Raw genomic sequence first — 15,696 nt, 5'->3', positions numbered from 1 at the left:
CTAACACTCATTTTAACTGGTTTTGGAATACATTTTGAATGTATTTTGTTGAAAATTTAAACGAATGAAAAATTATATCTGTTTACTTATGCTAATTTGTTTTGCTTCTTGTTCTCTTGCTCAAAATGATTATGAAGATCAATGGAAAGCTGTAGAAAAACTCGAAAATGAAGGCTTAACAAAAAGCGCTTCAGAATTGGTAGAAACCATATATCAAAACGCATTAAAATCAGACAACAAACAACAATGTATCAAAGCTCTATTGCATATAAGCAAATACATGTTAATGCTTGAAGAAGATGCGCAACTTAACATCGTTAAACGGTTTAAATCTGAAATTGACACTACCGATGATTTAGCCACAAAACATATAATGGAAAATATGCTAGCCACCATGTTTTGGCAGTATTTTCAGCAAAATCGTTGGCAATTTTACAACAGAAGTAAAACGTCCGAAAAAGTTAGTGACGATTTTAGAACATGGGATTTACAAACCATTTTTAATGAAATCCACACCTATTATCAGCGCTCATTACAAAATGGAATTTTACTGCAATTAGAGTCGCTAAACAAATACAGTACTTTATTACATCAACAAGATAACTCTATAGATTATAGACCAACACTTTACGATTTATTGAGTCATAACGCTTTAAGTTTTTATAAATCTGATGAAAACAGTATTACACAACCAGCATACAAATTCACAATAAATGATGGAGCTTTCATTGCGGATAGTGACGTATTTATTAACGCAAATTTAGAATCTAAAGATACACTTTCGTTGCAACGCAATGCATTAAAGATCTACCAAAACTTAATAAAATTTCACAGAAAAGATGTTACTACTAAGGCATTTGTTCAATTAGATATTGACCGTCTTAACTTTGTAAAAGAACATGCCGTATTTTCTAATGTTAATGAACTACTTCTAAAAACTTTAAAGTTTAAGTCTGAAGCATTAAAAACTTCAGATTTATCTGCATTATATGATTACGAAATTGCTACAGTTTATAAAAACCAAGGCAACTTATATGCTAATAACATAAGTAAAAATGATGATAATACCACGAATCGCTGGAAACTAAAAGAAGCTATTGAGATCTGCAATTCGGTAATTTCTAAATATCCAAAAAGTATAGGCGCTCAAAAATGCGAAGTTTTAATAGAACAAATTAAATTGCCTAGTTTACAATTATATGCAGAAGAATTTACAAGTATTGCGTCGCCATCAAAAACCTTAGTCTCCTATAAAAATCTAGAACATTTAAAATTTGAACTTTATAAAGTTTCTCAAAACCAGCTTAAAAGCTACAATTCGTTATATAGAGCAGATAAAAAGAAAGCGTTTTTTAATAAACTAAAGATTTATGAAACGTTCAATACAGCTTTAAAAACAGAAGGAGATTATCAAAGCCATAATACAGAAATTGTTTTTCCAAAATTAGGCAATGGCTTATACCTTATCAAAGTTACCACCAATGCAGATGATAATGTATTTGCAGCAACCCAAATTCAAATTACCAATTTAGCGTTAGTGGAAAGTGATGATAATGACATAAAACTCTACCAAGTCATTGATAGACATAATGGTAAGCCTTTTGAAAATGCAAATGTAGAATTAACGTATTCTGACAACAGAACCAACAAACGCTATACTAAAAATTACACTACAGATAGATTTGGAAAATTTAAATTTATTAAAGACGACAAATACTATAGCGACATAGAAATTAAAGTCAATGCAAAAGATGACACAGGTTATTTTGCTGCGTATTCTATAAACCGTGGCTATAAACAAACCACGAATAACGAAACGCAATACCGCAATTTCATTTTTACAGACAGAAGTATCTATAGACCAGGACAAACGGTTTATTTTAAAGGGATTGCTACTAAAACAAAAAATGAAAAAACAGAAGTTTCCACAGCTCATGCAGCCAAGATTAGACTAAAAAATGTCAATGGCGAAGTGGTTAGCGAACTCTTATTAAAGACTAATGAATTTGGCTCAGTACAAGGCGAGTTTATTTTACCAAATAATGGTTTAACAGGTAATTACACCATTGAAATGTTTTCTCACAGATCTGCATACCAATATATTTCTGTCGAAGAATACAAGCGACCAAAATTTAAACCAGAATTTCAACCCATTACAAAAACCTATAAAGTAAATGATAGTATTACCGTTAAAGGAACTGCTATCGCTTTTGCCGGAAGCAACATTACAAATGCTAAAGTAGATTATCGCGTACAAAGAAATGTCCATTTCCCAAGTTGGTATTATTGGAGACGACCTTATTTTAATTCTGAAGCTCAAGAAATTACCTTTGGCGAGACTACAACCAATTCTAAAGGAGAATTTGAGATTACTTTTAAGGCCTTACCAGATGAAAGTGTTTCTAGAGACAATCTTCCAATTTTCAATTATGAAATCACAGCAGACATTACAGACATAAATGGCGAAACACGTTCTGTGTCTACAGTTGTAAATGTTGGTTATCATTCAATGACGTTAAATATTGTTGTACCTCAAAAAATAGATAAAGACAAGAAGGAAATTGAATTGAGCTTAGCAACTCAAAATCTAAATGGAGAATTTGCACCAGCACAAGGTGAGATAAAAATTTACAAACTAAATGCGCCAAACCGCGTGTTGAGAACAAGACCTTGGCCAGCTCCAGATTATCAAGTCCTTTCTAAGGAAGAATTTAAAACTCTATTTCCGCACGAAGCTTATGATGATGAAAACCAATTAGCCAATTGGACAAAAGGTGAAGAAGTATTTAACACTGCTTTTAATACAGAAAAAGATAAAACCATAACCTTAAAAAAAATAAATAAATGGGGTTCTGGTCAATATATCATTATTGCAGAAAGCAAAGATAAATTTGGGCAAACTATAAAAGATCAAATTTACACATCATTATTTAGCGACAAGGATAAAACCGTCGCAGACAATCAATTGTACGAAGCGCAATTAGACCAAACCAGTTATAAGATCAATTCTATAGCAAAACTGACATTAGGTTCTGCTGCTAAAAATATCACTGTAACTGTTGAGATTGAGAAGGGCGGAAAAATAATTATGACGCAATTAGTGCAACTTAATAATTCTAAGAAAACCATCACAATTCCTGTATTAGAAAATGATTTAGGAGGTTTTGTAGTGCACACTTCGCTTGCTGCATTTAATGAGCATAAGTCTCAAAGTTTTAATATCAATGTTCCATTTCCTAAAACTGATTTAGAAATTGAGACAACTACGTTTAGAGACAAGCTTCAACCAGGACAAGACGAAACGTGGAGTTTTAAAATAAAAGGTCCTAAAGGCGATAAAGTTTCTGCAGAATTATTAGCAAGCATGTACGATGTCTCTTTAGATGAATTTAAGCACCATAATTGGAGTTTTTCCCCATTAAACAATCCTAACTATTATCCAAGAATTTATAAGAATTCCCGAGAAAGTTTTGGGAATAGCAATTTTAGGGTTTTCAATCATTTTAGCACCAATGCTAGTCAACCGTATCAAAACTACGATCAACTCAATTGGTTTGGGTTTTATTTTGGGAATAACAACTACATGAGAAGAGGTTATGGAAACATGAAGCGAATGGCTGCACCAGAAGCTTCAATGCTAGTTGAGGATTCTATGGAAGAATCTGAAATGGATTATGAAGGTGTAGATTTAAGTATGAATGTTAAAGATAGTATAGCTGGTGCTGTGAATGGAATAGGAATCGAACTAAAAGGAAATAATGACAATTCTACAAATGAACCTTCGAAAGAAAAAGCTGACGACAACATCCAAATAAGAAAAAACCTGAACGAAACAGCTTTCTTCTTTCCACAATTAAAAACTGATGCAGAAGGTAATGTTAGTTTCAATTTTAAAGCACCAGAAGCCTTAACCAAATGGAAATTACAATTACTAGCACATACTAAAACTTTAGAAAGTGCTGTGACCCGATTAGAAACAGTGACTCAAAAAGAGTTAATGGTCATACCAAATGCACCACGTTTTTTAAGAGAAGGTGACCAAATAACTATTAGCACTAAAATTGCTAATCTTACTGAAAAGGAATTAACTGGAGTTGCACAATTAGTTTTAACTGATGCCGTCACAGGACAAAATATTACCACAAACTTGCTCAGTTCTTCCCCTTTGAGGAAGTTAGAAGGGGCTTCTCCATTTACAGTAGATGGTAAAGGCAATACGCAAGTATCTTGGCAACTAAATATACCTTCAAACTTACAAGCCGTTCAATACAAAATCATTGCAAAAGCTAGTGAGTTTAGTGATGGCGAACAAAGCGCATTACCCGTTTTAAGTAATAGAATGTTAGTTACAGAAACGATGCCAATGTGGATTCGTTCTAACCAAACCAAGACCTTTACTTTAGATAAACTAAAGGATAACACCTCAAAGACTCTAACGCATCATAAGTTAACGCTAGAGATGACATCAAATCCTGCTTGGTATGCTGTGCAAGCCTTGCCTTACTTAATGGAATATCCTTACGAGTGTAATGAACAAACCTTTTCTAAATATTACGCAAATGCATTGGCGCAACATATTGTAACATCTAATCCTAAGATTGAAGCTGTTTTTAACCAATGGAAGTCAACTGATGCGTTATTAAGTAATTTAGAAAAGAACCAAGAATTAAAATCATTATTGATTGAAGAAACGCCTTGGTTACGAGATGCTCAATCTGAAACCGAACAGAAAAAACGTATTGCTTTATTATTTGACCTTAATAAAATGAATAACGAGTTACAAGCTGCGGTAAGAAAATTAAAAGCTAATCAGCACAATTCGGGAGCTTGGCCTTGGTTTAATGGTGGACGTGACAACCGTTATATCACGCAACATATTATTGCTGGTTTTGGGCATTTAAAACAACTTAATGCCATACAAAACAATAGTGAGGATGCTATGATAAAAAATGCGATTCGGTATTTAGATTCAGAATTTGTGAAGGAATATAAAGACATTAGAAAATATAATAAAAACGCAGATTTAAGTAAAGATCATTTGTCTCACACACAATTGCACTACCTATATACCCGAAGTTTTTACCCAGACATAAAACCATCTAAAGAAGTTAAAACCATCTTAGCATATTATCAATCTCAAATTAAAGCGTATTGGCTAAAACGATCATTATATGCAAAAGGCTTAATGGCAATAGCTGTAAACCGAATGGAGGATGATAAAACGGCTGCCAAAATTGTAAAATCTTTAAAAGAAAATAGTATTACATCTGAAGAACTAGGCATGTACTGGAAAGCAAACACCAACTCATGGTATTGGTACCAAGCACCTATTGAAACCCAAGCCTTAATGATTGAAGTATTTTCTGAGGTTGGTCATTTAATTCAAGATGACACTAAGAACCTCAACGCTATTGACAATCTAAAAATCTGGTTGCTAAAAAACAAGCAAACTAACGGTTGGAAAACCACAAAAGCAACAACAGAAGCGGTCTATGCATTATTACTACAAGGCAGCGATTGGCTAAGCGTTACAGAACAGGTTAATGTTAAAGTTGGAAGCGAAAACATCTCTCCAGAAAAATTAGATGATGTAAAAGTCGAAGCTGGTACAGGGTATTATAAAACAGCATGGAATGGCTCTGAAATTAAACCAGACCAAGCTAATGTAACGCTCACTAAAAAAGGAGAAGGCATTGCTTGGGGAGCAATGTACTGGCAGTATTTTGAAGATTTAGATAATATAACCTCAGCAGAAACGCCTTTAAAATTAAGCAAGAAATTATTCTTAAAAAAGAATACAGATAAAGGCGAAGAGATTACTGAAATCACAAATGACACAAAATTAAAAATTGGCGATTTAGTTAGAGTTCGAATTGAATTAAGAACCGATAGATCAATGGAATTTGTACATTTAAAAGATATGCGTGCATCTGGCTTAGAGCCAATAAATGTGTTATCTCAGTACAAATGGCAAGATGGCTTAGGCTATTATGAAAGCACTAAAGATGCAGCAACCAATTTCTTTATGGACTATTTACCAAAGGGCATTTATGTATTTGAATATGATTTACGCGTTAATAATGCTGGTAATATGAGTAATGGTATTAGTACTATACAAAGCATGTATGCACCAGAATTTAGCAGCCATAGCGAAGGCATAAGAGTTTTAGTAGATTAAAAACTTAATTGGTCTTTAAATATATAGGATTGTCTTCTGGAGATTTCAATTTCTTCTCCAGAATGCATTTCAATTTTTAGTTTGCCATTAAACCACGAAATAACTTTGTTAACATGGTTAATATTTATTATCTGCTGACGATTGGCTCTAAAAAACACATCTTGAGGCAATTTCTCTTCTATTTGAGCGAGTGATTTATAAATTAACGGTTTGTTGTCATCAAAGAAGACTCTGGTGTAATTACCTACGATTTCAAATAGCGAAATATCCTTAATTTTTACCAACCAACAGTTTTCGCCATCTTTTATAAATATTTGTCGATCTAGATGATAACCTTCTTGTTTAGGTGTTGAGGAAGTATCAGAATTTGCTTTTTCTAATACTTTTTTAATTGAACTGGAAAATCGTTTTTGACTAATTGGTTTCAACAAATAATCAAATGCATTGTATTCAAAAGATTTAATAGCATACTCATCAAAAGCAGTTGTAAAAATGGTGATAGGCACTTCGTCTAACATTTCTAAAAGTTCAAAACCATCCTTTTCTGGCATATTGATATCCAAAAACAATAAATCCGGATTAGTTTTATTAATCAGTGCAAAACCATCATCTACATTTTCTGCTTCACCAATTAATTCTATTTCTTTATGTGCTTTAAAAAGCTCTTTTAACTCATTGCGAGCTAAACGAGAATCTTCAACAATTACAGCTTTTAAGATATTCATACTAATGGCATTTTAATAGTTGCAACAACTTTGTTTTCTTTTTCTACTATAGTAAATGTAGCGTCTTTTCCGTAGAGTAATTCTAGACGTTTTTTAATATTTTTTAATCCTAATTGTGTTGAGTTTTCACTTTTACGAAACGTGCCAGAATTTGCAATTTCTATTATCAATTGGTCATTAATAATTTTTGTTGTTAATCTTACTTCTCCTCCTTCTTTAATATTTGAAATACCATGTTTAAGCGCATTCTCTACCAACATTTGAATTATCATTGGTGGAATTTGTCTGGTTAAAGTACTAGCATCAATCTCTGTTGTAAATTTCAATCGGTTTTCAAATTGAATTTTAGAAATTTCTACATAGTTTTCTACCATTTCTAATTCATCTTCTAACGAAATAGAATTTACCTCACTTTTAATTAAAGAATATCTCAAAGTTTCAGACAAACTAGTTAACATGCCTCTAGCTTTGGATACATCTTCTAACATTAATCCACGAATGTTATTTAAGCTATTAAACATAAAATGTGGATTTATCTGTCCTTTTAATGTATTCAGTTGGGATTCTTTTAAATTAGCTTCAAGTTGTAATTGTTTTAATTGTACTTTTTTTAATTGATGATAAATTTTTATCGTTAAATAAACAAAAAACCATATTACAAATAGGGTTCCAAAATATAAAAAATTAGAAACTCTACCTGCAAGTGATAACGGTCCTCCTGCTATTTCTGGCAAGCTTCCCCCAAAAAAATCCACAAAATCTAAAAATGGCCAAATGAGTAATGAATATATTATTTGAATAAATAAAAACAGTATTAAAACCTTAATAATACCTAACCTATTAATAGCGCTAAAATTCAGTTTTAAATCTATAAATACAGACACAATAAAAGACAACGCGAAGCCTAAAAACCCACATGCAATACCTTCTGCCCATAAGTATTTAAATCTTGCATCAGAAATATCTTCATCCTCGAACAAATATATTTTTCTTATTGTTAACGTGAATAAAAACAACAGTATCCAACCTAATAGATTGAATACTATATAATATTTATTAAATGATAATTTCATGCAAGCATTTCTTTTATTGTTAGCACAAGATAAGGTTTAAAACCTTTTTTAAATTCGTCTATGTTAATATTCTACTCTTTTAATTTTTCGGATTATTAACCAGGTTTAAATAAAGACTATGTCTATTATAAACTCGACGATGGTTTTTACTAAATTGAACATAATACTGTTGTTTTTTGATTGATGAAATCTATTCGTTTTTAATTGATAGTATAAATATATAACTGATACCTTGTTTAAAAAATGAAAATATGATAAGTGGTCATTAGGTTATGACGAACGGAAATCACCTACCTATACCATAAAAAAAGCCTTTTAAGATTAACTCTTAAAAGGCTTATTACTAACTAAAAATGATTGGTTGGTTATTTATGCTACTTTAAATGCTGTGCAAAGAATCCTAACATGGCTTTATACAATTCTACTCGGTTTTCTTCGTGAGAAAATCCATGACCTTCATCGTATTTTACCATATAAGGCACATCAATACCTCTAGCTCTCATACTCTTTACCACTTGATCAGATTCATCAATATTTACTCTTGGATCATTTGCTCCTTGCACTACAAAAAGCGGTTTTGTAATTTTATCTACATGAAGTGCTGGTGAGACTTCTGCCATAATTTTTTGATCTGCTTCATCTTCAGAATTATACCATTGCTCATTAAATTGAGCCATATAAGGTTTCCAATATTCTGGAAAGGATTTAAAGAAGGTAAACAAGTTACTTACACCAACGTAATCAATACCACAAGTATATAAATCTGGTGTTTTCACAAGGCTTCCTAATGTTGCTAATCCACCATAACTTGCACCATAGATGGCTACTTTATCATTATCAATAAAATCTAATGTTTTAGCATACGCTACGGCATCTTCTAAATCATTGAGCATTTTACGTCCTATTTGCTTGTTTCCGGCTAAGAAAAAATCTTTTCCGTAGCCACCAGAACCTCTATAGTTAACTTGTAATGTAGCATAACCTCTACTTGCAAACAATTGTGTTTCTGGATTAAAACCCCAATAATCTCTTACACCATAAGGGCCTCCATGAGGATTTACAATCAATGGCACACGTTCACCCTTTTTAATATGATTTGGTATTGTGATGTAACCATATACTTTTAAGCCATCTCTTGTGGTAAAATTAATTGGTCGCATCTCTGCCATATCTTCTTCATGCAACTGTGGCATTAAATCTAATATTTTAGTAAACTCGTCCTTTTTTACATCGTATGTATAATACGTTCCGTAAAGCTTATCTGTTTGTAAAATTAACAAGTACTTATCTTCGTCATCTGTTTGGTCTACAATAGAATAAACTTTATCTCCAAATTGTTTTTTAAACTTTTTATCGAGCTTTTTAAAATAATTACTCACAGGCACTACGTGCGTTTTTTCACCAGTGTAGTAATAATAATCGACTTCGTAATTTCGTTTTCTCGATCTACTTAAGCCACCAACATCAAATGTTTTATTGCTATATACCTTTTCTATAATTTCTTTTTTAGCTAAATCATATAATACCAATTCACTTGTATTGCTTTCTAAATTGGTTAATACATAAGCGTCATGCTTATAAGGTGTGTTATAATTAAATGCGACTAAAGAAAATGAATCTTGCCAATTAGTAGTTACAATTTCATTAAACGGTTGGTCATTACCTGTTCTATAATACAATACATATTCTACACCATTTTGCTGCTTAGTGTAACCTCTTAATTCTCCATCTTTATCAAACTCATATCCTGCAATTGGCGAAGAAGCGTCTTTATTTTCAAACAATTTTTCCATATCGCCTGTTACAATATTCAATTTGTAAGGCTCAAAAATTTGTTTATTATCCTTATTCATCATAATGATAACATGGTCTAGCTGATCTTTTAAAAGGTTAGAAAAATTAACCTGTACGTCTTCAAATGGTGTTAATGCTTTAGGATTACTTCCATCTAAATTGGCAGCAAATAACTGATAATTTTCATTACCTCCATTATCTTTAATATAAAGCAACCTATTGTCATTAGCCCAACCGTAACCTCTAATTAATTCTTCACCTTCGGCTATGGCAAGGGTTACATTTTCTGTTTTTGTGTCTTTTACGTACACGTGATTTTTTCCATTTTCATCCTTTTCGCGATATGAAAAATAATTGCCTTTTGGCGAAAATTGAAATGAACTTTTACTCGGATCCTGAAAATAATCTTCGGTTGAATATTTGTAGGTTCCGTTATCAAAAGAAGCCAATTTATCTAATGCTTCTTTAGAAGATGGTAAAGACACATCACCTGGTTTCGTTTTTATAGTTTTAGATAAGTTTAATGGCAATTCCATGCCACCTTGATAAAACGTCCCTGTTATAGATTCATTTTCCAAAAGCCCAACGTACTTTATACCTCCTTGTGTAAAGGCTATTGTAATTTCATTGGCCTCAAATACTGTTTTATCCATAGGAATCCCTGTTGCGCCTTGGCTAGGACTATCCATAGTAGACGACAAAACGCCATTGTCATTTTTAATATTAAACAAGAGCGGAATTTCTTGCCCTTGTACTTTTAATACACCTTTCCAAGAGCCTGAGATATCTTGGGCAAACGTGCTAATTGAAAATACCAATGCCATTAAGCATAGTATTATACTTGAATTTGATTTTGTTTTTTTCATGATGATAATTTTAGTTAATTGATTTACAGTTTAGAATGTTACTTCATCAGTAAACCATTCTATAGAAATGTTACATTTATTTCTGTAAATATAATTTTGAAACTATCTCAATCCATTGAAAATATGACGAGTGGTTGTTAGAATATGCTAAACGGAAATTCCGTCTAACCATTAAATTTTAGAAGAAAACAACAAAAAATTAGTCTTGTTGAGGCGGATATTCTGCAAATACTTTATCTATGATTTTTGCAAATATAGCTTCTCTTTTTTCTGGACTAGCGTTGGGATTATAACTACTCTCACTAATGGCTTGCCAGAATAAACCCGTTTTAGTTTCGTCTACAAAATCAATGATTAATACTCTAGACTGTTTGTTTTGTCCCACAGGAATCCCAACAGAAACACCACCAAAACCTCCTCCACTTCCACCACCTACACCAACACCAACTGAACTGTTATTGCGGTTAACGATACTTTCACTTTGAATATCAATATAAAAATCTGGATGATCTGTACGTGAAAAACCCATTGCCAGGAGTTTCTTATCCATTACTCTAACTAAGCGTTTAGTGTCTAATTCACTTAAACCCGTTTTCATATCATCAAAATAATTATAGGTCTTATAGGTACTAAAATCCGTTGACTTTTCGTAGTCATAGTTTACTATTGTACCACACGACGTCATAAGAAATGCAATCAATAGAAATTTTAAATGCTTCATCTTTTTTATTTTAAAGGTATTAAAAATATGAAAACGCAAAGCCTATTTTAACGCTTCGTCTTCATTAGGCTCAACAGCTTTAGTCAAAGAAGAGGAAATAATACCTGTAGGAATAGCCACAATTCCCAAGCCAATCATAAGAATAAAAAAGGTAAATATTCGGCCACCAACTGTGATAGGATACACGTCGCCATAGCCAACAGTTGTTAAGGTTACGATAGACCACCAAAGACTATCAAAAATTGAAGTAAAATGCTCTGGCTGTGCTTCGTTTTCAAAATAATATATTCCTACAGCCGCGAAATAAATGAGCATTAAGGTAATAATCATAAAGAGGATAATTTGTTCTTTGGCAACTAACATTGCTTGTGCAAAATGTTTCATAGCCTTATTGTATCGCATCATTTTAAACAAACGGAAAAGCCTAAACATTCTCAGTAAACGCAGCGATCTTAAATCAATACCAAACGATAAATAAAAAGGAAGAATAGCTAATAAATCTACGATACCAAAGAAACTAAATATAAATTTTGGTTTATTATCCGCAACATAGATTCTTGCTAAATATTCAAAAGTAAACACAACAACGCAAAAGGCTTCAATGGCATTTAGTACAACCTTGGTTTGCGGTTTTAAATCTGGTAATGTTTCAATAGAAAACGTAATTACAGAGAAAACAATTAAAAACTGAATAAAATATGCGAAAACTCGACTTGGTCTGTTATCGTTAAGTTCTACTAAGTTTTTAAGATATGCTTTCATGGTCAGCAAAACACGTTAGTTAATCATTTAACATCTTCCAAAGTTTATCTTTTAACTCTGTTAAACCTTGTTGCGCCACAGAGGAAATAAACATATAATTCGCCTCTAAATCTCTATCAAGAATTTCGGAAATTTCAGATTTTAATTCATCATCTAACATATCAGATTTTGAGATGACAACAAAACGTTCCTTATCTAACATTTGTGGATTGTATCGTCTTAATTCATCTTCTAAAATCTCGTACTGCTCTACAATATCTTTGGCATCTGCAGGAATTAGGAACAAGAGAATTGAGTTACGCTCAATATGTCTTAAAAAATAATATCCTAAACCTTTGCCTTCTGCTGCTCCTTCAATAATACCTGGAATATCTGCCATAACAAACGACTGATAATCGCGATATTCCACAATCCCTAAATTAGGTTTTAAGGTGGTAAACTCGTAATCGGCAATTTTTGGTTTTGCAGAGGTTAATACTGATAATAAGGTTGATTTTCCTGCATTAGGAAATCCTACCAAACCAACATCGGCTAAAACTTTAAGTTCTAATGTAATATCTTTTTCTTCAAGAGGAATACCTGGTTGTGCATAACGTGGCGTTTGGTTTACTGAACTTTTAAAATGCCAGTTACCGCGTCCACCCATTCCACCTTCTACCACAATACGTTCTTCGCCATCTTCTGTGATTTCAAATAAAATTTTATCGGTTTCAGAATCTCTAACTACAGTACCTAGAGGAACTTCAACATACATATCCTCACCATCTGCACCTGTACTTCTACCAGAACTTCCATGTGCACCATGACCAGCCCTAATGTGTCGCTTAAATTTTAAATGAATAAGCGTCCATAGATTGGAGTTACCACGTAAAATCACATGACCACCACGTCCACCATCGCCACCATCTGGTCCTCCTTTAGCTATATATTTTTCGCGATGTAAATGCGACGAGCCTTTACCTCCATTTCCGGAAGTAACGTGCATTTTTACGTAGTCTACAAAATTTCCTTCAGTCATGTTTACTTCCCTCCAAAGTGGGAATCGTTTTAATTAAAATCTTAAGCTAATTGTAGGTTTTAGTTGCATCATGCCAATTACATCATCATGATGAGTGTACTACCTTATAGTAATGATTACACCTACAGTTTATCAATAACTGTACTCAAACGAACAGTTATATCTTCAATACTACCAACACCATCAACACCAAAATATTTATTTTGCTCAGCGTAATAGTCCTTTAAAATTGCTGTTTTATTGTAGTATTCTTTAATTCGGTTTCTAATAATACTTTCATCCGCATCGTCAGCACGTCCACTGGTTTTTCCTCTTTCGAGCAAACGACCTACTAATACTTCATCATCTACTTCTAAGGCAACCATTGCATTAATTTGAGAATCTTTGCTATCCATTAATTCATCTAGCGCTTTTGCCTGTGCATTTGTTCTAGGGAAACCATCAAAAATAAACCCATTTGCATCGGCATTTTTCTCAACTTCTTTATTTAGCATATCAATAGTAACTTGGTCTGGCACCAATTCACCCTTATCCATATATGACTTAGCTAACATTCCTAAGGCTGTTTCATTTTTAATATTGTATCTAAAAACGTCTCCTGTTGAAATGTGAATTAAATCGTATTTTTCCTTTAAAAAGTTAGCTTGTGTTCCTTTACCTGCACCTGGAGGTCCAAATAGCACTAAGTTTGTCATGTGTTGTGTTGTTTTTAATTGATATACGTCTGGTAAATCTCTTCCTAATCCATCATAGTCTAAGCCATAGCCAACGATAAACTTGTTTGGAATTTCCATACCTACGTAATGGAGTTTAAAATCTTTATTGTATGCTTCTGGTTTGTAAAACAAGGTTGCAATACGCAATTGTTTTACATTTTCATTTTTAAAAATACGATGAACTTCTTCTAACGTATTGCCTGTATCTATAATATCCTCTAAAATTACAACAGTTCGTCCTGTTAAATCTTGAGTTAAACCAATTAAACGTTGAATATCTTCTGTAGACTTAACCCCTTCATAAGAAGCTAACTTTATAAAGGTCACTTCACAAGGTTTTGGATATTTCTTTACAAAATCACTTACTAACATAAATGACCCATTTAAAATTCCAATAAAAACAGGGACTTCATCTCCCAAGTCTTCTACAATTCTGTCTACAAGGTTTTGGACAGCATTATCTATTTCTTTTTCAGATATAAAAGGTTTGAAGTATAAATCATGAAGCTTAATCACTTGGATATTATTTTAGATTTGCAAAGATAATCAATTGATTGACGATTGACGATTTTTTGATTTACGAATTTAGAAGTATATATCATTTTTACCTTATTTTTGTTTTTGAAAAGCAGAATTTTAAAATCTTAAAACAAGATTCCTTTCTTAATAAGGAACACATAAAGTTAATGAACTATTTTTCTTCTAATTTTAAACTCGGTATTCTTGGTGGTGGACAACTTGGTAAAATGATGCTCTACGACACAAGAAAATTTGATATATACACCTGTGTTTTAGACCCAAATGCTGATGCACCTTCACGTTTTGCTTGTAATGAATTTACATTAGGTGATTTGTTAGACTACCAAACTGTGGTAGATTTTGGAAAACATCTCGATGTACTTACGTTTGAAATTGAAAACGTTAATGTAGATGCGCTAGAAACCTTAGAAAAACAAGGCGTAAAAGTTTACCCATCCTCTAAAACATTGCGTACCATACAAAACAAAGCAACGCAAAAGTTATTTTATAAAGACCACGACATTCCTACAGCAGAATTTTCAAGATTTGCTTACACTTCTGAGATAGATGAAGCCGTAGAACATGGCGGATTAACCTATCCTTTTGTATGGAAAAGTGCGCGCTTTGGTTATGATGGTACTGGAGTAAAAGTTGTGCGAAGCGAAAGAGATTTAGTGCATTTACCAAATGTAGAATGTATTGCAGAACAACTCATTCCTTTTAAAAATGAGTTAGCTGTCATTGTTGCTAGAAACGAAAAAGGTGCAGTAAAAACATATCCTGTCGTTGAGATGGAATTTCATCCAGAAGCCAACCAGGTTGAGTATGTTATTTGTCCTGCGAGAATACCTGATAATATCGCAAAAAAAGCAGAAGCCGTAGCCTTAAAAGTTGCTTCAGAATTTCAACATGTTGGCTTGTTGGCTGTAGAAATGTTTCAAACAGAAAACGATGACATATTAGTTAATGAAGTAGCACCTAGACCTCATAATTCTGGTCATTATAGTATTGAAGGCAGTTATACGTCTCAATTTGAACAACACATTAGATGTGTCTTTGGCTTACCTTTAGGTAATACCGAAAGTAAAGTAGCTGGCGTTATGGTAAATCTGGTAGGTGCGGAAGGACATACTGGCCATGTGGTGTATAATAATATTGAAAACATTTTAGCAATGGACGGTGTAACACCTCACATATATGGAAAAAAACAAACGAGACCTTTCCGTAAAATGGGCCATGTTACCATTGTAAATAAAGATATAGCAATTGCCAGAAAAATTGCAGAGCAAGTAAAACAAACCATAGAAGTAATAAGTGAATAACA

General features: G+C 32.7%; 9 protein-coding genes. 2 read left to right on the top strand and 7 right to left on the bottom strand.

Going from position 1 to position 15,696, the window contains the following annotated elements; all coding sequences use genetic code 11:
* The first annotated feature begins 64 nt into the window (after nucleotides 1-64).
* Nucleotides 65-6,178, top strand: a complete 6,114-nt coding sequence (locus HNV08_RS13185) for an alpha-2-macroglobulin family protein (protein ID WP_173281802.1) — start codon at nucleotides 65-67, stop codon at nucleotides 6,176-6,178.
* On the opposite strand, the gene HNV08_RS13180 is transcribed toward HNV08_RS13185, so the two are convergent.
* The 7 genes from HNV08_RS13180 to HNV08_RS13150 all read right to left on the bottom strand — a co-directional run bounded on the left by HNV08_RS13180 (nucleotide 6,175) and on the right by HNV08_RS13150 (nucleotide 14,369).
* Complete coding sequence (locus tag HNV08_RS13180; RefSeq protein ID WP_173281801.1) at nucleotides 6,175-6,903, bottom strand: LytR/AlgR family response regulator transcription factor; 729 nt, start codon at nucleotides 6,901-6,903, stop codon at nucleotides 6,175-6,177. The genes HNV08_RS13185 and HNV08_RS13180 overlap by 4 nt on opposite strands.
* Nucleotides 6,900-7,976, bottom strand: coding sequence for a sensor histidine kinase (locus tag HNV08_RS13175; protein WP_173281799.1), 1,077 nt, complete (start codon nucleotides 7,974-7,976; stop codon nucleotides 6,900-6,902). The genes HNV08_RS13180 and HNV08_RS13175 overlap by 4 nt, the downstream gene beginning before the upstream one ends.
* 374 nt (nucleotides 7,977-8,350) lie before the next feature.
* On the bottom strand, nucleotides 8,351-10,636 hold the full coding sequence (locus HNV08_RS13170) for an alpha/beta hydrolase family protein (protein ID WP_241697225.1): 2,286 nt from the start codon (nucleotides 10,634-10,636) through the stop codon (nucleotides 8,351-8,353).
* A gap of 199 nt (nucleotides 10,637-10,835) precedes the next feature.
* The gene (locus HNV08_RS13165; protein WP_173281798.1) at nucleotides 10,836-11,357 is read right to left on the bottom strand and encodes a DUF4136 domain-containing protein; all 522 of its coding nucleotides are present in this window, start codon (nucleotides 11,355-11,357) and stop codon (nucleotides 10,836-10,838) included.
* 42 nt (nucleotides 11,358-11,399) lie between these two features.
* The gene (locus HNV08_RS13160; RefSeq protein WP_173281796.1) at nucleotides 11,400-12,119 is read right to left on the bottom strand and encodes an ion transporter; all 720 of its coding nucleotides are present in this window, start codon (nucleotides 12,117-12,119) and stop codon (nucleotides 11,400-11,402) included.
* A 19-nt stretch (nucleotides 12,120-12,138) separates the two neighbouring features.
* Nucleotides 12,139-13,137: a GTPase ObgE gene (gene obgE, locus HNV08_RS13155; protein ID WP_173281795.1), complete on the bottom strand. Its 999-nt coding sequence runs from the start codon at nucleotides 13,135-13,137 to the stop codon at nucleotides 12,139-12,141.
* 122 nt (nucleotides 13,138-13,259) lie between these two features.
* Nucleotides 13,260-14,369 (bottom strand): adenylate kinase, encoded by a 1,110-nt coding sequence (locus HNV08_RS13150; RefSeq protein WP_173281794.1) that lies wholly within the window; start codon nucleotides 14,367-14,369, stop codon nucleotides 13,260-13,262.
* Nucleotides 14,370-14,539: 170 nt separating this feature from the next.
* Between HNV08_RS13150 and HNV08_RS13145 the strand changes: the two genes are divergently transcribed.
* Nucleotides 14,540-15,694 (top strand): 5-(carboxyamino)imidazole ribonucleotide synthase, encoded by a 1,155-nt coding sequence (locus HNV08_RS13145; RefSeq protein ID WP_173281793.1) that lies wholly within the window; start codon nucleotides 14,540-14,542, stop codon nucleotides 15,692-15,694.
* Nucleotides 15,695-15,696: the final 2 nt, after the last annotated feature.

The sequence above is a fragment of the Winogradskyella eckloniae genome, from assembly GCF_013249045.1.
Lineage (GTDB): Bacteria > Bacteroidota > Bacteroidia > Flavobacteriales > Flavobacteriaceae > Winogradskyella > Winogradskyella eckloniae.
Note: the sequence above shows the minus strand (reverse complement) of the source record. Positions and strands in the feature narration are given on the sequence as shown.